The following is a 22971-nucleotide window of genomic DNA, read 5'->3' on the forward strand; positions in this document are numbered from 1 at the left end:
AATATGTCGGATAAAATGGAATTAAAGTTATTGGAACGGGTAAGAAGCTATATGGAAAAGCTCATATCTTCTGCTTTTGAGGTATTATTGTTTACTTTTATTATGCTGGTTAAGAGCATATTCTTTAATAGAGAAATCTCACTTACCTTTACAAATATAGTGTTTATGTTATCATCTATCGGTATGGTTCTTGTTTTTACGAGTTTTTCATTGTGGTTTAAAAGGAAAATAAGAATCATGATTCTTATATTTTGGGATTTGGTGTTAACTGTATTTATGATTGCAGACATGGTTTATTTCAGGTATTTCAATGATGTGATATCCGTACCGGTCTTAAGGCAGGCTGTGTTGATGGATACTCTTCAAAGTAGTATATCAAGTCTCTTCAGAATCAGTGACATCTTTTTTGTTTTTGATATCCTGTTATTTATTGCAGTATTGATTATTACTGCAGGAAAAACCAACTTTTCCGGCCCCACACTGAAACAGCGTGTGATAAGCGCCTCTTCAGTTTTGCTCATAGGTATATGCTTTGTGTCTTACGGCTTTTTTGACATAAACCGGACTATGGGCAGTAAAATATTTGATAATGTTTTAGACCGTACTTTTTTTGTCCAGAATATCGGCATCATTAATTACCACGGCTTTGACATATATGCAACTGTATTAAAGAGCACTTTGGGGGACAAGGGTATTTCTGAAGAAAGGAAAAAGGAAGTACTGCAGGCTTTCAAAAGCATGGAGAAAAAGCAGGGTACAAATCTGACAGGAGCTGCAAAAGGCTATAACCTTATTGTAGTACAGGCAGAAGCATTTCAGAACATGCTTATTGATATGAAGGTTAATGGAAGGGAAGTTACGCCAAATCTTAATAGATTTATAAAAAAGAGTGCATATTTCAAAAACTACTTTTCTCAGACAGCACAGGGAAGTACATCAGATGCGGAGTTTCTGTCCAATGCATCCTACTACCCTCTGACTGAGGGCTCGGTGTATTTCCGGTATCCCAATAATACATTTGATACTCTTCCTAAAGCAATGAAAGGTCTTGGCTACAAGACTTATGCAATGCATGCTTATAAGGGAAGCTATTGGAACAGATCTTTTGTTTATCCTGTTATCGGATTTGACCATTTCTATAATATGCCGGACTATAAATTTAATGAGAGTGTAGGCTGGGGACTTGGTGACAAGTCATTTTTCAAGCAGTCGGTAGATAAGCTGAAAAAAATCGATAGCCCTTTTCATGCATTTCTGATATCACTTTCGGCCCATCATCCGTATGATGCTTTCAACGATATTTCTAATTTTGATGTTGCACCCTATGAACATACATTTCTGGGTAATTATCTGAAAGCTCAGCATTATGCAGATGAGGCCCTGGGAGAGCTTTTTATGGAACTGGAAAACAGTGGTTTGATGGGAAATAGTGTAATTGTAATATATGGTGACCATGCAGGAATTCAGAAGGAAAAGACTGAAGAGTACAAAGAATTTTTAAATTTGAATGATAATGCAGAACTTAGACTGATTCAAATGTCAAAAGTACCGCTTATAATACATTTTCCCGGTGATAAGGCAGCGGGGGTAAGGGAGACTGCGGGAGGGCAGATCGATTTATACCCTACTCTGGCCAATCTTTATGGAATCAAGCCTGCATATGCACTTGGCAAGGATTTGTTTAACTCAGACATAGGTTATGCTGTGTTTAGAAATGGGAATATTACTGACGGTACAACTGCATATATAAAATCTGCAAACTTGTGCTTCGATATTGTTTCAGGACAGGAAAGGGATCTGAATACATTAAGTGAAAAAATTGAATTTGCTGAAAAACAACTAGAAGTATCGGATGATATTATAAGCGGCAACCTGATAAGTTATTTTCTAAAAGATAAAAGTAAATAATTGTGCGGTTTAGCATCCATCACCTTCTTGAGACTGCTGTCATATTTTATTAGGAGAACAGTTTTGTTTTGGAAAAAATATATTAAGCATAGCAGCAATTGAGGTGTGAAAATGTGAACAATGATGTATATGCCGATAACTGTAATTCTTACTTTCAGCCTGAATACTCCATGATAGGAGACATAGAGGAGTACATACAAAATGAATTAAAAGACAGTATGTATTATTTTGAGCTCTCTAAAAAAGCGCCCTCACAGATGGCCAAAGATTTGCTTGAGGAGTTTTCTAAAGATGAAAAGACCCATGCTGAAGGATTTGTCAAAGCCTATGGAATTCTCACAGGTTTGATGTTTCATAGTATGGATGTGGGTGTACAACAGATACCCGAATACAGCGAAGCACTGAAGTCAAGATTCTTATCAGAAACAAGTGAGAGTAAGAAGTATAGTGATCAATACCTGAAGACCAGAAACCAATTCTTGAAGGACTTGTTTTTTTCCATAAGCTCCTCAGAAGCACAGCATGCAATGAAAATACTGTTGTTGATGTGTGAAGCATAAATAATGAAGGAACTGTATTTTTGTAATATGCTCCCCCGTGGTAATGAGTTACTATTACTAAAACTGTCTATCACAAAAGGAGCATAACATTGTAGTACAGTTCCTTATTGTCTATGGTACAAAGAATGTAAAAATTTTTATTATCCATTCACTGATATTTGGATACGCAGATTTTATCAGGTTTGATACCTGTTCCGGTGCCAGGTGACCGACAGTTTCCAAGGAGTAGCTGCTTCCTGCTGCATTTCCGCTTATTATGTATTCTCCTATTGCTTTTCCTCCTATTGCTACTACACCTTTTGCATAACCACCAAGTGCGATTTTACCGAAAGCAGCTCCGCCGATAGCTCCAAGTCCGACTGCACAACCGCCGACCGCCAAAAGACCTATAGCAAGACCGCCCAGCGAAACACCACCAACAGCAGCTCCGCCCAGAGCCAGCAGACCCAGTGAAATTGCACCCAGACTCAGGCCTCCAAGAGAAACCGCCCCCATTGAAATTACTCCTATGGAAATATCACCTAAAGCAATAATTCCTTTAGCTACCGCCGGTTTTCCCATCCCCCAGCCCCTTCTAAGCTTGATATGAACTAGAGGTAAGCCGAAGAGGATTTTTTTCGATTTGTACTCATAAAAATAGTTGTTAAGGAAATATTGTGTTTGTACCTGCTGATGTATAAGCTTTTCCATCTCGGGATTCTTTTCTTCATACATTGTACTCATGAATTCCTTTGCTACCTCTTCAGGTCTGCCCATTCTAGCTATTACAACGTCAATATTTTCATTTTTGACGGCTATGCTGATATGAGAGCGGAGATCTTTCGCTATCCTGTCCTTCAAGGCTTTATGAGCTGTAATATGACAGATAACTTCTTTTACATAACTTTCTATTTTAGCATCCATTTTTATACCTCCCACTGCATTATGGATTTTACTACATCCAACAAAGCTTTTAGTTCCTTTTCCATGTTAACCAGTTCAGAACGGCCTTCCTTTGTAATTCTATAATATTTCCTAGGTACGCTTCGCCTATCAGAGGAATCCTGTTCCCAACAGCTCTCAATCAAGCTGTTGTCCTCAAGCCTGTAAAGAATGGGGTATAGGGTACCTTCTTTCATTTTAAAAACACCTCGGCTTTTTGTGTCAAGTTCCTGCATGAGTTGATATCCGTACATGCTTTGGCTGCTGAGGAGTTTCAGGATAAGTATCTCTATTATGCCTTTCTTAAGCTGTTTGTTTATTTCAGCCACTGCATTTCCATAGTCCACATAAACACCTTCTTAAACCATATATTTAGTATTACTAAATATATGATAATGGAAAATATTTAATCTGTCAACAATAAAAAGGAAGCCTACTCATGCAGGCTTCCTGAACAACTTTATATCTGGTTATCCGAGCATATTCTGTAAGTCGGTATTTGCATTGCCTGTAAGTTTCAACCCAAAGGTCTTCTGCAATACATCGACAACACCTGGTGCAAGGAATTCGGGTGCTTTTGGTCCTATCCGTATATCCTGTACACCGAGACTGAATAGGCCGAGAAGTATAGCAACAGCTTTTTGTTCAAACCATGATAATACAATAGAAAGAGGAAGTTCATTTACTGTACAGTTAAATGCGCCAGCCAGTGCTACTGCGATCTTAACGGCCGATCCCGAGTTGTTGCACTGCCCGAGGTCAATATATCTTGGAATAATAGTTCCAGGAACTACACCAAAATCATGGTCGTTGAATCTGAACTTACCACATGATGTTGTAATAATTACGCAATTTTGTGGAATTGAAAGTGCAAGCTCTCTGTAATATTCCCCGCCTTTACCGGGAGCATCGCATCCTGCTATTACGAAAAATCTTTTTATCTTACCTGATTTTACGGCATCAATGATTTCCGGAGCGATTCCAAGCACTGTTTCATGATGATATCCGGTCACAAGTGTCTTATCAGATTGTATATTTGCTTCAGGAAGGGAGAGTGCCTTATCTATTATTGGTGAAAAATCATCATTTTCTATCTTCTTTACTCCTTCCAGACCGGCAACGTCATAAGAGAAAAATCTGTCTCCGTATGTGCCTTTGATTGGCATCAGACAGTTTGTCGTTCCCAGTATTGCACCTGGGAATTCTTCAAAAACCTTTCTTTGATCATACCAGGCTTTACCTACATTGCCTTTCAGGTGGGGATATCTCTTTAGCTGAGGGTATCCGTGAGCCGGAAGCATTTCTGAGTGTGTATATATGTTAATACCTTTTCCTTCAGTTTGTTTTAGCAGTTCTTCCAGAGCAAACAGGTTGTGGCCTGTTACAAGTATGCATTTTCCTTCAACCTTGTCTTCTGAAACAGTAACAGGCTGAGGTACTCCTAGCTTTGCTGTATGTGCCTTGTCGAGAAGATCCATTACTCTTACTGTTGCAGTACCTACCTTCATTGCCATATCTATATGTTCGGACAAGTTAAAGTTTGAGTTTGTCAATGTCATATATAAAGCTTCATGAGTGACCCTATCAACTTCGGTATCACTACAGCCAAGCTGGCGGGCATGTGTAGCATAAGCAGCTATACCCTTTAAACCGAATATGATAGTATCTTGAAGACTTGAAATATTTTCGTCCTTTCCGCATACACCAATCTTAGTGCATCCTCCACTGGGACATTGCTCACACTGGTAACAAAACATTTTGAATTCCTCCTTAAGTAATTTGGATTGTTTGATTCGATAATCTTATTCTATAAGATTTCTATGAATTGGTATGTTAACTATGACACAATATCCTGTGATTTATATCACAAGCTCAAATAAATAAGTGCACAGGATAATCCTGTGCACTTATTTATTTGAGCTTGTGGCCCATCTTCACTTTCTTATCCTTTCTCTCTACCATACCCGGAGAACCAAAACTTTCAAGTTGTGCCTTCTGCGACTTAACTTCTCTTGGAACTGGCTGGCCTCTGTGTTCTGGAATTTCTGTAGCGAACTCCTGTTTGGCAAAATCTTTTTTATTTCTGTATATATCCTTTGACATATGAAATCTCCTTTTTGAATAAAATACTGACATTATACGTATTTTTTGCACCAATAAATCATGTTATTCAAATATTATTTAGCATAAAAGCAAATAAAAGTATGCTTACCCTGAAGTGTTATTCCAGCTAAATTTTTCTGGTAACAAGCTTTCTTTATACTAAAATACTTTTGCAAAATAAAATAGAAGGAGGTAAAATGTAGAAGCTCGTTTTATAAAGTCTAAAAATGTGTCAAAATGAGTTTTTATGTAAAAAATGCTCGAAAAAGTTTAGTTTACTATTATGCATCATTATGGTAAAATATCCAATATAAAACAAATGTCAATTTCAAGGAATTTTTACAAAGTTTTATTGCTAGATTATGTCAGTTTTTATTCTTCTGTTTTCCAAAATAAAGATATAATGATTTATCGGTAAGTTCTATACTCCTTTATTATATATAAAAAAGTGCGGTATTTACTGTAAAATAAAGGCACGAATACATATACATGGAGATTATGTAATTAATTTTATGATTTATTAAAATTAATATGAATTGGAAACGGTTTGTACAATGCTGGATTGCAATTCTTATTTATTTTGCATATTATTAATAATTTTGGAAGGAGAGTATAGTGATGACTTGCAAAAATCTCGATGAACTGTTTGCAAAGATAAGAACAATAACCGGTGTGGGGGATATCGGGTATCACGAAATACGTGACGGGAGGCTTAATCCTGTACATAAAACAAATACAGATGCTCTGGGAGTAGAAAAGTGGAAAAGTACTCATGCCGAGAGACCGGTGTATATTGAAAAAACTCCCATACTGAAAGAGTTATTAAACACCGGTAAGGCGTCGTCAATAGCAAATACAAAGAGTGACTCCCGTTCGGACGATGCATTCTTTCTTTTTGGAATTGACAGTATTTTAATAATACCTGTTGTTCAGGAGGAATGCATTAAAGGCATAATATGCATAGCTTCCATAGGAAAACTCCATGAATTCTCTAAAGAAGAAATAAACGAATGTACAAAAGCAGTTAATAAACATTTCAATTCATAATACTTTTATCGTATTGGAGGTTACAAAATGAAAATATCTGAAGCAATTTTGAAGTATCTTAAGGAGAATGGAGTTGAGTGCATATTCGGAATACCGGCAGGAACAGTAAGCCCGATTTTTGATTCTATGAACAATATTGACATAGAACTGATTATTACAAAGAATGAAGCAGGAGCAGCATACTCGGCAGCAAGGTATGCAAGTATGTCGAAGCAGCTTGGTGTTTGTATAGGGGCAGGCGGCGTGGGTGTAAATAATATGGTGAACGGTATTGCGGATGCAATGAGGGCAAAAGCACCGGTACTTGTGATAACCGGATATGTAAACAGATGGCAGATAGGAAAAGGTGCGATACAAGAGCTGGATACAAAAGATATTTTGAAGCCTATTACAAAATACAGTAATACTATTCTATATGAAGAAATGGTGCCTGGGGAACTGAAAAAAGCAATAGAGCTCGCACTTACGCCCCCGATGGGACCTGTACACATTTGTATACCCGTAGATATACAAGGTGCACAGCTACCGGTTGAAATGCCGGAAAAAGTCGATATTGCCAGGGTAAGACAAATACAATTTAACAGACATTCACTGCAAAAAGCCTTGGATATAATCAATAATGAGAAATACGGCATTATAATGGTAGGGAAAGGCTGCAGAGGAATGTCTGAGAAAGTTATGAAACTTAGCGAGCATTTGCAATGGCCTATCATAACTACTCCTGAGGGGAAAGGGGTTGTGCATTCGGATTTTTATCTGAACCTAGGGAATTATGGTTTTGCAGGAACTGATGCAGCCGACGAATATGTTGAAAAAGGCCCTGCAACTTGTATATTAATACTTGGGACAAGCCTGGGTGAGCCATCTACATATAACTTCAATCAAATGCTTGTAAAGGGGAAAAAGGTTATACATGTAGATTGGGATATCCGGGAGTTGGGTAAGGTCTTTGAGACGGATGCAAAGATTCATGGCGACCTGGAATATGTGCTTACAGAAATAATCAGAAACTGCAGGAAATCCAATATGATTTTTAATCGCCCGGAACTTAATAAGCAATATGAATGTAACCATACAGGGTTATCATTAAGGCTTTTTCTGGAACAAATTACAAGAATATTACCCATGGATACCCGCTATGTTTGTGATATTGGTGAATATACCAACTTTGTTTTCAAATACCTCTCAATTCCCGAGGGCGGAGATTTTGAAGTTAATATAAATTATGGTGCGATGGGTTCCGCAATAGCCGGCTCTTTAGGCGCATATATGGCCGATGCCAAAAAGCCTCTTTCCATATTTGCCGGTGACGGGTCCTTCTTCATGAACGGAGCAGAGGTTTTGACGGCTAAAGAGTACAAGCTGCCGATCATATATATAATTAGCAATAATGCAATGTTGGGTTATGTTGACCGGGGACACAGCTTTTTGTATGGAAGAACGCTACGAGGTTTCAGACAGGAAAGAATATCGATTGCCGATATGATGCGCTCGGTTGGTGTGAAGTCCATGCAAATCAGATGTTTGGATGATATGAAATATATTAGTACATTTATAGAAAAAGCTGATGGACCGTGCGTGATTGAATTAATTACTGACGGGAGTGAGCCCGCGCCCATTCTAGACAGGCTAAAAGCCCTGAGAAAAAGTACTGCGTAAGTATTTTGACAATACGTATGTAAATAATGAAAAGCTGAGGATTTTACTCGGCTTTTTTTATTTTCTTAAAATCTAATTAAGTTTATTGAAAAATTGCAATTTTTTAAGGAATTTTAAGTTTTTATTAGAAAAAGCTTCCTATTTTGGCTAAATAGGAGTATACAAAATTCGACAACATTTGTAATAATGTGTAATATTAGTTTAAAATAGCTCAAATAAGCAAGTAATTACTAACCCAGGCAGTAATACACATATCATAACAGTGTAAAGAACATTGCTGCTTACAGCTGAAATCTTTAAGTAGATTAAGCTGATTCTAAAAGATATATTTACCGTGTGGTAGATATCCTTCAACATCATTCAACTATTCTTTCTTATAACAAATGAATACTGGATTACTGAAAACGCAGGTATTATTAATAACTTTCCAGTATAAGTATTATTTTTTATGGAGGTGCAATTTTGAGTTCTACAAAGATTGTTAATGTCAAAATTAAGGTTTTGGTAGTTTTTTCCGCCTTAAGTATTTTGTTGATTCTCTCTTCGTTGTTTTTTGTTCACCTCAAGTTATCATCAGTAAGTTTTATCCTTTATCCTTTAGCAGGAATTCAGCTGATAGTTTTATTTCTGGCTCTGTATTACTACAGTCTGACTAAGAAAGTGATGGATAAGGCAAAGGAAGCTGCTTTGGGCAGAATGGACATTAGAGTCGATGTTGAAGGGAAAAACGAGATAGCAGTAATTGCCGGGTATATAAATACGATTTTAAAAACTACTGAAGATGTAATTTCAGAAATGGCTGAAATAGGAGCAAGCATTACTGCTTCATCACAAGAGATACTGGCATCGTCCCAGCAGGTAAATATGACTTCAAGGCAGATTACGGCAACAGTGGATGAACTTGCTAAGGGGGCTATGGAACAGGCAACTTCTACAGAGAAGGGCAGCTTGATGATAAACGAAATTGTAAACGGGCTTAAAGAAATTTCTGGCGAAATGCAATATGCAGAGACTTTGGTTGATGAGTCAAAAGAAAATGTAGTAACAATAAAACAAGCAATTGAGCAGCAAGTATTCAAAATGGGGGAAAATAAAGCGATTTCTGAAAAAGTTCATTTGACTGTTAATGAACTGCGGAGGAAATCTGATGAAATAATACATATTCTTGAGGTAATACGCGGAATAGCCGAACAGACTAATCTACTATCGCTAAACGCCGCAATAGAGGCTGCAAGAGCTGGCGAACATGGAAAGGGGTTCGCAGTTGTTTCTGACGAGATAAAAAAGCTTGCAGAGCAATCAAGTCAGTCTGTTAAAAAGATTGCCCTAATTATTGACGATGTGAACAATGCTGTTGAAAGTACTGTATTGGAAATAAACAGGTCAAATTCTGCAGTATATGAACAGGAAATGGCTTTAGATCAGACTGTAAAGGCATTTGATGGTATTTGTTCCACAATTGACTCTATAGCTACAAATGTCAAGACAGTGGCGGAGGCTGCAGAAGAACTGAATAACAGTGCGGTACACGCGGGGGAATTGATTATGGACATAGCAAGTGTATCGCAGGAGGCAGCAGCAAGTACGGAGGAGATATCTGCTTCAATTGAAGAAGAGGGAAATTCCATACAACTGATATTTGAATGTGCTGAAGAGCTGGGGGGGATAGCTTCCAGGTTTGAAAAAACCAGTAGCTTTTTATAAGGAAAGACAAAAACAAGATGAATAATTTTTATTAACCTCACAAAACAGGCATTTATGCAAATTCCTATAATTTTTTAAGGAGGATTTATATGTTAATTTCTGATGTAAAAGGAATGTACAAATTGGAGTTTAATCCGGGTAGGAATATTTGTTATGAGACAAATACCGGATTATGGACAAAAGAGGATTATATGAGGTATCACAATGATTATGCTACGAAAATCAGTACTATGTTAAAGGGAAAACCATGGGCCAAGTACATAGACCTAAGAAACTATAAGGTATCTAATATAACCAGTGAAATACAAATGCATGCAGAGTGGATGGAAAAAAATAATGTTACTACAATTGCGGTTATCGTGGATAGCGCAATAGCTAAGATGCAAATGAACAGGGCTGGTGGGGGAAAATTCGATCAACAGGCGTTTACAGATGAGAAGGAAGCTGATGCATGGCTTAAATCAAAAGGGTTTTAGTTCTGAAAATTGCATTAATATCACTAAAGAGGACAACTGTAAAAAAAGTTAAACCAGAATTATAATTCTGGTTTAACTTTTTTTACAGTGAATAACATAATGCCTTTGGGTGAGTGAGAGCCGGGGGAGTGTGGAAAGAAGCTCATATCCTGAAATTTGCTGATTCCGGTAGGAGAATCTTCATGCCAGGTAATTGCTTTGTTTATTCTCTGATTTTCCTGCGCTTTATGATAGCAAGGTCATGGTATTTGTTCATTCTGCCCCACCTTCGTACACCAAAATCCCTCTCAAAATCAATATGTTCAATAATCCAGTTTTGATTTTTAAAAGCATGCAGACTTTTCGGATTATAGTAAACAACGGTAAGCTGCCTGTCTGTAGATAGCTCCGATAACCGGTTTTCAAAGCTTTTGACCTTTTCCTCACAGAAAGGATTATAAAAATAAAATATCGTACCGTAAGGTGGAAGATTGGATATAGCATCGCCGGAAATAATGCGTACATTTTTATGCCGTTTTAGCTGCGCAGAGGTTTTGGCTGCAATTTTAGGGTCTAACTCCAATCCGATAATTCTATTTTTATATTTCTGACTTAGCCAATAGTTGATTACCCTGCCTTTTCCGCACCCAACATCTACCAGAACATCTGAGGGAGTGATCTTTAGGTTTCTGAATATCAAGGGCATAACGGAATAATCTGTGTGGTAAGTGTCATTTGCTCCAAAGTCTTTGAATAGTGATTTATGGTTACCGCGCAGAGACCTGCCACTATACCTGAAATCCAAAAAGGTATTGCGAATAAAGGATGTCAAGCAGTAAAATACTACGTAAACAATGTATTTTATTGTGTAGGCAAAACCCTCTTCATGAACCCTGGACTTCAACCTGTAGGAATAACTCATACGTTTCAACTCCTGGAATTTTTTGCTCTTTTTATCGCATGATTATGAAAACAATCACCGGTTGATTATAGTATGCTACATATAGGACGTTTTTCTGCATAATCCTGAAATTTCATGTATTTGTATTGTTTATAGAAAAGGATTCATTATTTCACACGTACACAGCATTGGGAATTAAATCATTTGTAATAGAAAAAAGCTAGCTGTAATAATTTTCTTTTTCAATTACCTCAGCTAGCTTTATATATTATGTTAATATATGGGGTTATACCCTCACATCCAATTCTTTACCGAAATGTTTGTTTTCGATTTTCTTTACGTTATCCATAAAGAAGTCCTTTTTGTTATCGGCTTTTGTTACTGTCCTGGTTTCGCCTCCGGAAACATAGGATCTCCCGCATTCCGGACATACGCTTGTTTCGAGCTTAACACTCTGAGATATAACTTTCCTGTTTTCTCCTGCTGCTTTAGCAGATTCATTTCTAACATGTTCCTGCTCATGAGACATTACGACTGAAGCCGATACACTGGGATCAATATGCGCCGGTGTTTTAAAAGAAACCCCCGGATCATTTGAACCATCCTGATATTTTCTGTTGCTGCAGGTTTCACAATCAATTTGACCAATACGTTTCTGCATACGCACATAAGGGTCACTTTGCTCATTACCCTTTATTTCGGCAATTTTACCATTACCGGATATGTTATCTGCAGCTTCCGGGATTCTTGAGAAGCTGTTATTTGTATGGGTATAGGTGTTTTGATACGGATTGAAGGAAATGCTCATAAAACTTCACTTCCTAAATACTAATATTTCTAATGGCCATAAATGTAAGTAAGAGAGTTAATATTTTAATATAGTATTACCATATCATACTATACAAAATATGTAAATATTTATTATGGTAAACCAGGTACAAATTGTATTTGAACAACTTAGAAAATATATAGTATAATTGGGTCAAAAGGGATACAAATTTGGGGGAAAAGCCTTACGGATTAAGCATGGCCTGCTATATATGCTAAAAACAACAGCAGGTTGAAGAACAGTTTGAGACTGCTTTAAAATATTTGTGTCAGAGTATACTTTTTTATATGCATGGATGTGCAGGATTTATATTCTTTAACGTATTTAATCCGTATATTGTCCGGTACAGAAAAATCTACGGTACGTTATTGGAAATTGCCTCCATACATCATATTGTCACGAAAGCGGTTTGCGTGATCCCTTCTAAAAAGGTCCGGTAGGAGTAATCTACCGCGTGTTGTTTTATAGCGGGTGAGTAAATAACCCGTGTCTGAAAAATATAGAGGCTTTTCCTTCGGATTCCCTGCATCATTTATGTGTAGGGTTTCAAATTTTTATTGTTTTGTAAATACTTCATACCATATTTTTTGTATAATAAATCTATGGGTTTTTTATAATCTTAATATTATATTTCTACATATGTTAAAGGTGGGTGCATACAAATGAAAAAAGGTTTAAGAGCAATTTCGGCTTTACTGATTTCCATAGCTGTAACTCTCACAGGGTGTACAAGCAGCCCTGATACTGATAAAGACAAACAGCCAAATAACCAAAACCAGAATACTGTCCAATCAACACAACCGGTAAAAAACGAGGGTACCGGCAAAACAACTGTACCTGATAAAAATACAGGGGATAATCAAGGGGATATAGACCTTGCGAAAGTAAAACCAAATGAAGCAGGAAAAATAATGGTTGTGATGTTTCATAATTTTATCGAAACTTATAAGTCCGGAGACAAGCAATACACAACAACCTTCGGTGAATTCAGAAGTTTGCTTCAGACGTTGTATGACAAGGGTTATAGACTTGTTAATATGAATGATTATATAAATAATAATATAGATATACCTGCAGGTAATATACCTATGGTGTTTACTTTTGATGATGGGACAGCAGGCCAATTCAATCTGGTTGAGGAAAATGGACAGCTTGTTGCAAGCAAACAATCTGCAGTCGGTATTATGGAAGAGTTTAATAAGCAGCACCCTGATTTCGGCCTTAAGGGTACTTTCTATGTTAACCTTGGGGACAATACTTTTACTGGAAAAGGAACACTTGCCGAAAGATTAAAATATTTAAAGGATAAAGGCTTTGAGATAGGAAATCACACATATACTCATATTGACTTGAAGACAGCTAAGACAGCCGATAAGATTATTGAGCAGGTTGGTGGCAATCAAAAGGCAGTAGAGGAGCTTGTACCAGGGTATAAGCTTACGACTCTCGCACTTCCCCTCGGACATTGGGCTAAGGAAGAAATAAGAGGTTATGTGACAAGAGGTGAGTTTGAAGGGGTTAAGTATGAAAATGCAGCTATAATGCTTGTGGGCGCAAATCCTGCACCCTCACCTGTCAGTGTGAAATTTAAGCCGCTGGCAACTCCCAGGGTAAGGGCAACAGGGATTGAAAAGGTTGACGCGGACCTTGCCTGGTGGATGGAGAAAATGTCTGTAAGTGAACAGTATGTTAGTGATGGAAATGCAGATACTATAACAGTTCCAAAAGCGAAAGAGGCAGGAGTAGATAAGAATCTTTTAAACGGAAAAAAACTCATTGTATACTAGTATAGAAAATTAGCCTCTTCTCAAAGGGAAGGGGCTAATTTTTTTATATGGCTTATGAAGGACGATGGATATTTTGAAAAATATGTGTTATAATATGTACTATATAGAAATATAAAGACTTATATCCATATATTGTATGAGTGCATGATGTTTCAAATGAAAAACCTTTTTTTTATATCATAAAAATAAGGTTTTTCTGTAATTATTAAGTATTTATAATTTATATATTATTTTCAAACATCAATCATTTTATTTAAGGAGTGTTTGGAATGGCTAAGGAAAGTATTAAGAAGCTTCAGACAGATAGTGATGTAAAAAGAAAAGCAGTAAAACTTGTGATTTCTCATTTGAAGAAAAAGGTGCCAAACGAGTTTGTTGGGTCGGATCATCTGGAAGAATGGGTGGGTGAAATGGAAAAAGTGCTTGAAAATCCTGAGTTTAACCTCAAGGACTATATCCAAATGAGGAAAAACCTTAACGATGTAATCGAAAGAACACTGGATGAGGAGATAAGATTCAAGCTTAGGGATTCCTGGTATAGCTTAGGAAAGGCATTAGATAAAAAAGTGAAGATCAATTAAAATAGAGGGAAGGGTTCGAGTAACCTTTCCCTCTATTTTAGTTGTACATTTTACTTGTGATTTTATAAAAAGGTAATCTTACAGTATCCGGCAGCAATGTCTTTATATTAATGAAAAAAGGATGTACGTATATGTTGATTTAGATGGAAATATTATACATATAAATGGAAATATTATATTATTAAATTGCTTATATGAATAGGGGGAGTCGGATGATGCTCGAATATCAGATAGATGAAAATATAGATGTAACTCTTGCAGAAAAAATCAAAAGAGAGCTTGTATCTACTCTTAAAATCAAAGGTATCAATATAGCGGGAATCCAGATAGAGATGAATTCTGGAAAAATTAATATTGAAGTATTTATGGGTGAATAAAACAAAAAGGCGATCTTATCGCCTTTTTGTTTTATTTGGTTATTTGGATAATGACAGGAATTCTTTTCCCTGAACGATGGATTGCTTTATGCTTTCTACCGCAGGCCCGCCTGGCAGATTTCTTCCGGAAATGCACTTTTCAAGGCTGATCTCTTCATAAACGTCTTCTTCAATATTTTCTGAAAAACTTTTGAATTCACTCATCGTCAAATGATCTATGGACTTATTGTTTTCTATACAGTAGAGTACCATTTTACCTATTATCTCATGAGCACTGCGGAACGGAATACCCTTTTTTACCAGATAGTCAGCTATATCCGTTGCATTGGTAAATCCACCCTGAGCAGCATTATACATATTCTCTTTGCGTACCCTCATAGTGGAAATCATTTTTGTAAACACAGGCAGGCACATTTTTACTGTATCTACTGCATCAAATATTGCCTCCTTATCTTCCTGCATATCCTTGTTATATGCCAGGGGAAGGGATTTCATCACGGTCAGAAGAGTCATCAGACTGCCGTAAACCCTTCCGGTCTTACCCCTGACCAGCTCTGCAACGTCAGGATTCTTTTTCTGAGGCATGATACTGCTTCCTGTGCTGTAAGCATCATCCATCTCGATGAACCCGAATTCGTGTGACGACCAAAGTATTAGTTCTTCACTGAAACGGCTTAAGTGCATCATTAAAATAGAAAAGCAGGATGAAAGCTCTATGGCGAAATCTCTGTCACTAACCCCATCCAGACTGTTTTCCGTAATAGAGGCAAACCCCAGTTCATCTGCTACCATTTGTCTGTCGAGAGGGTAGGTAGTACCGGCAAGTGCGCCTGAACCCAGGGGCATTATATTTGTACGTTTATAGCAGTCATGAAGCCTTTCCATATCTCTTTTGAACATCTGAAAATATGCCATCATATGATGAGCAAGAGTAATGGGTTGGGCCCTCTGAAGGTGTGTATAGCCGGGAAGGATTGTGTTCAAATTGCTTTCTGCAATGCTGATGATTGCATTTTCCAGCTCTTTGAGCATGTTGTTTACTGCTGTTATTTCATCTTTTAAATACATTCTTATATCAAGAGCTACCTGATCATTTCTGCTTCTTCCGGTATGAAGCCTTTTTCCTGTGTCACCGATTCGTGATATAAGTATCTTTTCTATATTCATATGGATATCTTCTGCATCTACCTCAAATTCTACAAGGCCGTTTTCTATATCATGAAGTATCTCCAATAGTGTTTTCTGTATAAGACCGGCATCTTCCTGAGGAATGATTCCGCATTTTCCAAGCATTTTGGAGTGAGCGACACTTCCAAGTATATCCTGCTTATACATTCTACTATCAAACCTGATTGAAGAATTGAAATCGTCAACAAGCCTATCGGTAGCTTTCTCGAACCTACCGCCCCAAAGTTTCATAATTAATATCACCTCTTCTTCAATCTTTCCTTTTCCCTTACCTTTTATATCACTATGCGTTTTCTACTATTGCCTAGAGCTTGTCGCTTGGTGACTGATTTTTACTTTCCTTTGTTTTTTTCCATCATCAGAGATCTTACCTTCATAGGCAGACCGAAGAGGTTGATAAAGCCCTCAGCGTCTTTCTGGTTGTATACTGCATCTCTGCCGAAAGTGGATAATTCTTCACTGTACAGAGAGTAATCAGATTTAGCTCCTGCAGGCATGCAGTTTCCTTTGTAAAGCTTCATTCTGACTGTGCCTGTTACAGTTTCCTGTGTACTGTCAACAAAAGCGGAAATTGCTTCGCGGAGAGGTGTATACCATTGACCGAAGTAAACTAGCTCGGCGAATCTCTGGGCAACAATATCCTTATAGTGTAATGTATCCCTATCAATGCATAACAATTCAAGTTCTCTATGTGCGGCATAGAGAATAGTTCCTCCTGGGGTTTCGTATACACCCCTGGATTTCATACCTACAAGCCTGTTTTCTACCATATCTACTATACCGACGCCATTTTCCCCGCCGACTTTATTGAGTACTTCCATCATTTCTATAGGACTGTATTCAACACCATTTACCTTTTTAGGAATACCTTTTTCAAAGTATATTTCCACATAGGTTGGTTTATCTGGTGCTTTTTCCGGCGATACCATGAGCTTCAGAATTTTCTCATACTGAGGCTCGTTCCAAGGGTCTTCCAGGTCCTGGCCCTCATGGCTTAAATGCCACAGGTTTCTGTCCATACTATAGTTGTCTTTCTTTGTAACGGGTATAGGTATATTCCTTGCCTGCGCATAGTCTATTGCATCTTCTCTGGACTTAATATCCCATATTCTCCAAGGAGCTATTATTTTTAGGTGAGGTGCAAGTGCTTTGACAGTAAGTTCAAATCTTACCTGGTCATTTCCCTTTCCCGTAGCACCATGGCATATGGCGGTAGCTCCTTCCTGTATAGCTATCTCAACCATTCTTTTTGCAATGATAGGCCTTGCAAATGATGTTCCCAGAAGGTATTTACCCTCATATACAGCACCAGCCTTAAGGGTGGGATATATGAAGTCTGTGATAAAAACTTCCTTCAAATCTTCTATGTATATTTTGCTGGCACCGGTTTTTATTGCTTTTTCATTGAGCGGGTCAAGTTCTTCGCCTTGACCTACATCTGCCGCCATAGCGATTACTTCATAATCGTAGTTTTCCTTTAACCAAGGAATAATAATGGATGTATCCAATCCTCCTGAATAGGCGAGGATAACTTTTTCTTTACTCATATACTTTTTCCTCCTCAAATATGTTATTATTTATGATGAAACGCAATAAGAATTAGCGTTTCCATGGAAGTTTATGTTATTCATTATATTATAGTTTAACCAATTGAATTATACAATAAAATGTATAAATATGCAATAAATTAAATAATTATTCAAAATAAATTTGATTTGGTAAGAGTCTGAATATTATGTACCGGAGGTACAATTATGGTCATTATGGGTATTGATCCCGGATTTGCAATAACAGGTTATGGTATAGTAAAATATGAAGGAAACAAATTTTCAGTAATTGACTATGGAGCCATAACAACAGCTTCTTCCATGGTATTGCCTCATAGGCTCCTTCATTTGAATGACAGGCTTGAAGAAATAATAGCAAGATATAAGCCTGATGCTATTTCAGTAGAAGAGCTTTTCATAAATAAAAATCTAAAAACTGCGTTAAATGTAGGGCATGGAAGAGGGGTAGCAATACTGGCGGCAGCAAAATCCGGTGTTGAGGTATTTGAATACACTCCGCTTCAGGTTAAGCAGTCTGTTGTTGGTTATGGGAGGGCGGAAAAGGCTCAAATGCAGCAGATGATAAAAGTAATCCTTAACCTGCCTGCCATACCAAAGCCTGATGATGTAGCGGATGCATTGGCTGTCGCTGTATGCCACGGACATTCATATAAAATGCAGGCAATAGGAAATAGAATATAGAAGTTGAAGAGTGGAGGAAAAGTATGTTTGCTTATATAAAAGGAATACTTTCATATAAACACAATGAGTATTTGGTTGTCGAAGCCAATGGTATCGGATATAAGATTTATACTGCCATATCTACAGTGGAAGCCGTAGGTGCGGTGAATACGGAAGTGAAAATATATACTCACTTGTATGTGAGGGAAGATATCATGAGCTTATATGGTTTTTCAACCATGGAAGAGCTGGGGATGTTTGAGTTACTTATATCGGTATCCGGTGTAGGGCCTAAAGCTGCTATTTCAGTTATTTCCTCCGTGCCGCCTTCGAAATTCGGGCTGGCTGTAATCACCGACGATACCAAAACCCTGACAAAGGCTCAGGGTATAGGTAACAAAATGGCTCAAAGGATAATACTTGAACTAAAGGATAAGATAAAGAAAGAACAGCTGGTTGCGGTGAATAATATCAGTGAAGAACAAGTTGTAATGAATAAGGAGAGTTCAAGGGTTTCTGAAGCAGTCAGCGCCCTGATGGTATTGGGATATACCCCTCTGGAAGCAAGCAAGGCGGTTTCGGCTGTTTATTCGGAAGATATGGATCTGGAACAGATAATAAAAAGTGCACTAAAAGGGCTGGTCAGATAAGAGCGGTTGATAACGCATATACAGGAGGTTGAAGTATAGATGGAAGAAGAGAGGCTGGTAGGATGTGAGGTCCGGCAGGAGGATCAGGATGAATCCAGCTTGAGGCCAAGGAAGCTGAGCGACTATATCGGACAAACAAAGGTAAAAGAAAACCTTTCCATATTTATTGAGGCTGCAAAAAAGAGGAACGAAGCTCTTGACCACGTACTCCTGTACGGTCCTCCCGGGCTTGGTAAGACTACTCTTGCAAGCATAATAGCTTCTGAATTGGGAGTGAATCTGAGGATAACTTCAGGGCCAGCTATAGAAAAACCAGGAGATTTGGCGGCTATTCTGACAAACCTCGGGAATTATGATGTTCTTTTTATTGACGAGATACACAGGTTGAACAGGAGTGTTGAAGAAATACTTTATCCCGCTATGGAGGATTATGCACTTGACATAATAATAGGAAAGGGGCCAAGTGCCCGTTCTATCAGGCTTGATCTGCCAAAGTTCACCTTGGTAGGCGCTACCACCAGGGCAGGACTTTTAACTTCTCCACTCAGAGATCGGTTCGGAGTGATTAACAGGCTGGAAATGTATACAAGTGATGAACTTACCCTGATTGTTAAAAGGTCGGCTAATATATTGGGTATGGGCATTGATGAGGAAGGAGCGCGGGAAATAGCTAGACGTGCCAGAGGTACTCCCAGAATTGTCAACCGTCTTCTAAAAAGAGTCAGGGATTTTGCTCAGGTAAAAGCTGACGGATTCATTACAGGCAGTGTAGCAGTAATGGCTCTTGATGCGTTGGAGGTAGACAGGATAGGTCTGGATGGTGTAGATAGAAATATGCTTATGACTATTATCGATAAATTTGCTGGTGGTCCTGTGGGCCTTGATACTCTGGCTGCTTCAATCGGTGAGGAGACTGAGACTATCGAGGATGTCTATGAACCGTTTTTGCTGCAGCTTGGCTTTATAAACAAGACTCCAAGAGGCAGAATGGCAACAAAGCTTGCATATGAGCACCTGGGGTTAAGGTATGAGTAAGGTTTATTCCGTTATATGAGAGGGTTTTTATGAAACTGTTGATGCATATGTGTTGTGCCCCATGCTCGGTTTTTCCCACGAGTTTGATGAAGGGAGATATTGAGTTGGAAGGACTTTTCTATAATCCGAATATTCATCCTGCCGAGGAGCATAAGCGGCGCAAGGAAAATGTAGAGTTGTTCTCAAAACTGGAGAATATACCCGTTACATGTATGGATGACTTTATGCAGGATGAATGGGAGGCATTTAAAGGGCATGAGGATATGAGATGTAAAATGTGTTATGGCATACGTATGGATAAAGTAGCTCAATATGCTAAGGAAATGGGTTTTGACGCATTTACTACTTCCCTTCTGGTAAGTCCTTATCAAAAGCATGATGTGATTAAAAATCTGGGTCAAAAGGCTGCTGAAAAGTACGGAATTGATTTTTACTACAAAGATTTCCGTCCCGGGTTTAGGCAAGGCCAGCAGATGGCAAAGGAAATGGGACTATACAGGCAAAAGTTCTGCGGCTGCATAGTATCTTATAACGAGTCACAAAACAGGAAGAAATGATTGGCCTTAAAGTGGGTATATAGGTTCTAAGTTACTGCGCTGGGGATTATGACCAATTAATTAATACGACATGGATATATTATTAAACTGATAAAATGCAAGAAATCCGGTTTACACGTGCAAAAAACCGGATTTCTTTATGTATATACGCTAAAATATAGCTTTCAATTACCGGAATTTTTATTGCATTACACTTTTGTTACAATACTATTAAAGTTATATAAAAATATAGGAAAAATAAGCTAAGATGTCGAATGATATGGTATTATGGGAATGTACACAGGATAAAAAAATAGTGAGGTGTTAATTATGAGGAAAATCGCAGCAATGATCACGTCTATAGTTGTTATATTATTTTATACTACTAATTCCTTTGCACAGACTATCACTTTATCTTCTCGGACAAATCAGAAAGCAGGAACTTTAAGTGAAGTAAAATGCTCTTCTCAAAGCATACAGGACAAGATAGAGATATCGGTAGATGCTTATGAAGGGTACATAGTAAAGCGCTATAACAAGCCTGACAGAATTGTCATTGATATCCCTAATACTACCATAGTTGCAAAGCAGCAGGGTACCAGTATTAAAAGCAATCTGACAAAAGCAGTGAGGTATGCCCAGTTTAGTAAAACTACTGCAAGAATTGTGATTGATACAGTAGGGCAACCTCAGTATCAGGTTGAGGAAAAGAAGCAAAAGCTGGTTTTATACATAATGAATCCGATAGTAAAAGGCGTTTCATATTATAATGACGGTGATAAGGCTAATATCATTCTTGCCGGCATCAAGCTGGTTGATGGAAGAGGCAATACCGGTAAATTATTTACTGAAAAGCATGAAATGTCAGGTAAAAAATACACTGTTACATTTCTAAGCAAGTTGGGAAAGCTTGAGGATAAGACAGTTAAGGTTAATGATACTTTAATCAATTCAATTCAAATCTACAATAATAAGAAAACAAAAGAAACCAGTATAATATTTAACGCAAAGGACAGGCTGCGTTATGAAGCTGCAGCAAAGGATGAGGTTAAGGGTACTGTTATTAAGATTACTAATTCTGAGCTGGCTGACAGAGCTTATGAAAACAGAGGCTCCGAGGATGAAGCTGACAATGGAGGGATAGAGCCGGGAGAATTGGATTTTGAGATACCTGTATCCAATCCCGAAAAAGATGATACTGACAAGCAGAAGGAAGAATCTACTTTATCCTTGCTGAATATCAAGCATAGTTTTTTAGATAATGGTGCAAGTGAAGTAGCAATTTCGCTTGAGAACTATTTAAATTACAATATTATGAGGTTGACAGGACCGGACAGGCTGGTAATAGACATTCCTAATACAAATGCACCTGTTAATCAAGAGACTTTGAGTATTGGCAGCAGTTTGGTGAAGAGTGTAAGATATGCGCAATTCGAGGATAAAACTGCGAGAATAGTTCTGGACACAGAAGGACAGCCTCAGTTCCGGGTTGAAGAAAGGCCGGGGCAGCTGGCATTGGTTATTGAGAAGCCTACGTATAAAAGTTTTAAATATAACAGTAGTGGAGACAGGGTGCATTTTATTCTTAGCAAGGTGAAACTTACTGAGGGCGGCGAAAAACTCAAAAAGCTTTATACTGAGAGCACAGATGATACAGGCCTCAAGTATACAATCTCTTTCAAAAGTGAACAGGCAGATATAGGTTATGGTACTTTTAAAATAAATGACAGTCTGTTGAATACGGTGGATATAGTAAAAGATGACCTGACAGGAATGACAAGCATTACTTTCAACGCTAAGGACAAAACAGTTTACAATACTATTTCCAGACAATTGACAAATGATACTGCTATTACGGTTTTGAAACCCTTTACTGACGAGGATAAGCTGATTGTCATAGATGCAGGTCATGGTGGAATTGAACCTGGTGCAGTTCAGGGTGATTTGAAGGAAAAAACACTAAACCTGGATATAGCGATAAGACTGAACAGTCTGCTGAAAAGCAAAGGTGTTAAAACCTATATGACAAGGGAAGATGACAGCTATGTGGGACTTTACGAGAGGGCCTATATAGCAAACAAATTGAATGCAAAATTGTTTTTATCAATTCATAACAATGCATACTACTCGAAGCATAAAGGTACAGAAGTGTTGTATCACAGTTCCGGTGGGTTTGGTAAAAAGTTTGCTCAAATTTTGCAGGATATTTTGATTGGAAAACTTAATACTTACGATAGAAAGATAAAGGCAAGGCCTGAGCTGGTTGTACTGAAAGCTACTTTAATGCCTTCGGCCCTGGCAGAAATTGCGTTTATGACAAATAAGGATGACAAGGAAAAGCTTATGGATGAGAATTTCAGGCAAAAATCTGCGGAAGCTCTGTGCGAAGGAATTATGAAAGCACTGGAGAGTATGGACGAATAAATAAATTAGAAATTTCAGTATATAAAGTATATAAAAAAAATCAGCAGAATTTATGTATTCTACTGATTTTTTTTATTG

Annotated in this window: 22 protein-coding genes; 14 read left to right on the plus strand and 8 right to left on the minus strand. The window is 37.8% G+C overall.

The genetic code is table 11. The features are described from left to right. The first annotated feature begins 3 nt into the window (after positions 1–3). Together N3I35_04595 and N3I35_04600 are read left to right on the plus strand one after the other, a co-directional pair. Positions 4–1908: an LTA synthase family protein gene (locus N3I35_04595; protein MCX8129364.1), complete on the plus strand. Its 1905-nt coding sequence runs from the start codon at positions 4–6 to the stop codon at positions 1906–1908. A 113-nt stretch (positions 1909–2021) separates the two neighbouring features. Next, positions 2022–2468, plus strand: coding sequence for a ferritin-like domain-containing protein (locus tag N3I35_04600; GenBank protein ID MCX8129365.1), 447 nt, complete (start codon positions 2022–2024; stop codon positions 2466–2468). A 111-nt stretch (positions 2469–2579) separates the two neighbouring features. Here the strand turns inward: N3I35_04600 and N3I35_04605 are convergent, their stop codons facing one another. The 4 genes from N3I35_04605 to N3I35_04620 form a co-directional block, all read right to left on the minus strand. Continuing rightward, positions 2580–3371, minus strand: coding sequence for an XRE family transcriptional regulator (locus tag N3I35_04605; GenBank protein MCX8129366.1), 792 nt, complete (start codon positions 3369–3371; stop codon positions 2580–2582). 2 nt (positions 3372–3373) lie between these two features. After that, complete coding sequence (locus N3I35_04610; protein MCX8129367.1) at positions 3374–3736, minus strand: PadR family transcriptional regulator; 363 nt, start codon at positions 3734–3736, stop codon at positions 3374–3376. Between the two features lie 123 nt (positions 3737–3859). Then, positions 3860–5146, minus strand: coding sequence for a hydroxylamine reductase (gene hcp / locus N3I35_04615; protein MCX8129368.1), 1287 nt, complete (start codon positions 5144–5146; stop codon positions 3860–3862). Positions 5147–5300: 154 nt separating this feature from the next. Further along, entirely contained in the window at positions 5301–5492 is a 192-nt protein-coding gene (locus N3I35_04620) for a hypothetical protein (protein ID MCX8129369.1), read from the minus strand. 618 nt (positions 5493–6110) lie between these two features. Here N3I35_04620 and N3I35_04625 point away from each other — a divergent pair. From N3I35_04625 to N3I35_04640, 4 genes are all read left to right on the plus strand, one after another. Beyond that, positions 6111–6539, plus strand: a complete 429-nt coding sequence (locus N3I35_04625) for a GAF domain-containing protein (protein ID MCX8129370.1) — start codon at positions 6111–6113, stop codon at positions 6537–6539. Between the two features lie 27 nt (positions 6540–6566). Then, positions 6567–8198 carry a thiamine pyrophosphate-binding protein gene (locus N3I35_04630; protein MCX8129371.1) on the plus strand — a complete coding sequence of 544 codons (1632 nt, stop codon included), beginning with the start codon at positions 6567–6569 and terminating at the stop codon, positions 8196–8198. 462 nt (positions 8199–8660) lie between these two features. Next, positions 8661–9902, plus strand: a complete 1242-nt coding sequence (locus N3I35_04635) for a methyl-accepting chemotaxis protein (protein MCX8129372.1) — start codon at positions 8661–8663, stop codon at positions 9900–9902. A gap of 89 nt (positions 9903–9991) precedes the next feature. Continuing rightward, positions 9992–10378: a hypothetical protein gene (locus N3I35_04640; protein ID MCX8129373.1), complete on the plus strand. Its 387-nt coding sequence runs from the start codon at positions 9992–9994 to the stop codon at positions 10376–10378. Between the two features lie 202 nt (positions 10379–10580). Here N3I35_04640 and N3I35_04645 read toward each other — a convergent pair whose 3' ends face one another. Together N3I35_04645 and N3I35_04650 are read right to left on the minus strand one after the other, a co-directional pair. Next, the gene (locus N3I35_04645; protein MCX8129374.1) at positions 10581–11279 is read right to left on the minus strand and encodes a methyltransferase domain-containing protein; all 699 of its coding nucleotides are present in this window, start codon (positions 11277–11279) and stop codon (positions 10581–10583) included. A gap of 265 nt (positions 11280–11544) precedes the next feature. Beyond that, entirely contained in the window at positions 11545–12066 is a 522-nt protein-coding gene (locus N3I35_04650; protein ID MCX8129375.1) for a hypothetical protein, read from the minus strand. A gap of 683 nt (positions 12067–12749) precedes the next feature. Here N3I35_04650 and N3I35_04655 point away from each other — a divergent pair. The 3 genes from N3I35_04655 to N3I35_04665 all read left to right on the plus strand — a co-directional run bounded on the left by N3I35_04655 (position 12750) and on the right by N3I35_04665 (position 14832). Next, positions 12750–13874 (plus strand): polysaccharide deacetylase family protein, encoded by a 1125-nt coding sequence (locus tag N3I35_04655; protein ID MCX8129376.1) that lies wholly within the window; start codon positions 12750–12752, stop codon positions 13872–13874. Positions 13875–14143: 269 nt separating this feature from the next. Then, on the plus strand, positions 14144–14455 hold the full coding sequence (locus tag N3I35_04660) for a hypothetical protein (GenBank protein MCX8129377.1): 312 nt from the start codon (positions 14144–14146) through the stop codon (positions 14453–14455). Between the two features lie 212 nt (positions 14456–14667). Next, positions 14668–14832, plus strand: a complete 165-nt coding sequence (locus N3I35_04665) for a hypothetical protein (protein ID MCX8129378.1) — start codon at positions 14668–14670, stop codon at positions 14830–14832. 39 nt (positions 14833–14871) lie between these two features. Here N3I35_04665 and argH read toward each other — a convergent pair whose 3' ends face one another. Next, positions 14872–16251, minus strand: a complete 1380-nt coding sequence (gene argH, locus N3I35_04670) for an argininosuccinate lyase (protein ID MCX8129379.1) — start codon at positions 16249–16251, stop codon at positions 14872–14874. 101 nt (positions 16252–16352) lie between these two features. Further along, positions 16353–17567 carry an argininosuccinate synthase gene (locus N3I35_04675; protein MCX8129380.1) on the minus strand — a complete coding sequence of 405 codons (1215 nt, stop codon included), beginning with the start codon at positions 17565–17567 and terminating at the stop codon, positions 16353–16355. 207 nt (positions 17568–17774) lie between these two features. Here N3I35_04675 and ruvC point away from each other — a divergent pair, with 207 nt between their 5' ends. The 5 genes from ruvC (at position 17775) to N3I35_04700 (ending at position 22893) form a co-directional block, all read left to right on the plus strand. Next, entirely contained in the window at positions 17775–18269 is a 495-nt protein-coding gene (ruvC, locus tag N3I35_04680; GenBank protein ID MCX8129381.1) for a crossover junction endodeoxyribonuclease RuvC, read from the plus strand. A 23-nt stretch (positions 18270–18292) separates the two neighbouring features. Continuing rightward, the gene (ruvA, locus tag N3I35_04685; protein MCX8129382.1) at positions 18293–18898 is read left to right on the plus strand and encodes a Holliday junction branch migration protein RuvA; all 606 of its coding nucleotides are present in this window, start codon (positions 18293–18295) and stop codon (positions 18896–18898) included. Positions 18899–18937: 39 nt separating this feature from the next. Beyond that, the gene (gene ruvB, locus N3I35_04690) at positions 18938–19933 is read left to right on the plus strand and encodes a Holliday junction branch migration DNA helicase RuvB (GenBank protein MCX8129383.1); all 996 of its coding nucleotides are present in this window, start codon (positions 18938–18940) and stop codon (positions 19931–19933) included. 29 nt (positions 19934–19962) lie between these two features. Continuing rightward, the gene (locus N3I35_04695) at positions 19963–20490 is read left to right on the plus strand and encodes an epoxyqueuosine reductase QueH (GenBank protein ID MCX8129384.1); all 528 of its coding nucleotides are present in this window, start codon (positions 19963–19965) and stop codon (positions 20488–20490) included. Between the two features lie 309 nt (positions 20491–20799). Continuing rightward, positions 20800–22893 (plus strand): N-acetylmuramoyl-L-alanine amidase, encoded by a 2094-nt coding sequence (locus N3I35_04700; GenBank protein ID MCX8129385.1) that lies wholly within the window; start codon positions 20800–20802, stop codon positions 22891–22893. Positions 22894–22971: the final 78 nt, after the last annotated feature.

It is taken from the genome of Clostridia bacterium (genome assembly GCA_026414765.1).
Classification (GTDB): domain Bacteria; phylum Bacillota; class Clostridia; order Acetivibrionales; family DSM-27016; genus SKW86.

Coding starts and splice junctions, on each gene's coding strand:
- N3I35_04620 (MCX8129369.1), bottom strand. CDS start 5,492: ATGTCAAAGGATATATACAGAAATAAAAAAGATTTTGCCAAACAGGAG.
- N3I35_04695 (MCX8129384.1), top strand. CDS start 19,963: ATGAAACTGTTGATGCATATGTGTTGTGCCCCATGCTCGGTTTTTCCC.
- N3I35_04675 (MCX8129380.1), bottom strand. CDS start 17,567: ATGAGTAAAGAAAAAGTTATCCTCGCCTATTCAGGAGGATTGGATACA.
- N3I35_04660 (MCX8129377.1), top strand. CDS start 14,144: ATGGCTAAGGAAAGTATTAAGAAGCTTCAGACAGATAGTGATGTAAAA.
- N3I35_04640 (MCX8129373.1), top strand. CDS start 9,992: ATGTTAATTTCTGATGTAAAAGGAATGTACAAATTGGAGTTTAATCCG.
- ruvC (MCX8129381.1), top strand. CDS start 17,775: ATGGTCATTATGGGTATTGATCCCGGATTTGCAATAACAGGTTATGGT.
- N3I35_04645 (MCX8129374.1), bottom strand. CDS start 11,279: ATGAGTTATTCCTACAGGTTGAAGTCCAGGGTTCATGAAGAGGGTTTT.
- N3I35_04595 (MCX8129364.1), top strand. CDS start 4: ATGTCGGATAAAATGGAATTAAAGTTATTGGAACGGGTAAGAAGCTAT.
- N3I35_04650 (MCX8129375.1), bottom strand. CDS start 12,066: ATGAGCATTTCCTTCAATCCGTATCAAAACACCTATACCCATACAAAT.
- N3I35_04655 (MCX8129376.1), top strand. CDS start 12,750: ATGAAAAAAGGTTTAAGAGCAATTTCGGCTTTACTGATTTCCATAGCT.
- N3I35_04605 (MCX8129366.1), bottom strand. CDS start 3,371: ATGGATGCTAAAATAGAAAGTTATGTAAAAGAAGTTATCTGTCATATT.
- N3I35_04625 (MCX8129370.1), top strand. CDS start 6,111: ATGACTTGCAAAAATCTCGATGAACTGTTTGCAAAGATAAGAACAATA.
- hcp (MCX8129368.1), bottom strand. CDS start 5,146: ATGTTTTGTTACCAGTGTGAGCAATGTCCCAGTGGAGGATGCACTAAG.
- N3I35_04700 (MCX8129385.1), top strand. CDS start 20,800: ATGAGGAAAATCGCAGCAATGATCACGTCTATAGTTGTTATATTATTT.
- ruvB (MCX8129383.1), top strand. CDS start 18,938: ATGGAAGAAGAGAGGCTGGTAGGATGTGAGGTCCGGCAGGAGGATCAG.
- argH (MCX8129379.1), bottom strand. CDS start 16,251: ATGAAACTTTGGGGCGGTAGGTTCGAGAAAGCTACCGATAGGCTTGTT.
- ruvA (MCX8129382.1), top strand. CDS start 18,293: ATGTTTGCTTATATAAAAGGAATACTTTCATATAAACACAATGAGTAT.
- N3I35_04630 (MCX8129371.1), top strand. CDS start 6,567: ATGAAAATATCTGAAGCAATTTTGAAGTATCTTAAGGAGAATGGAGTT.
- N3I35_04665 (MCX8129378.1), top strand. CDS start 14,668: ATGATGCTCGAATATCAGATAGATGAAAATATAGATGTAACTCTTGCA.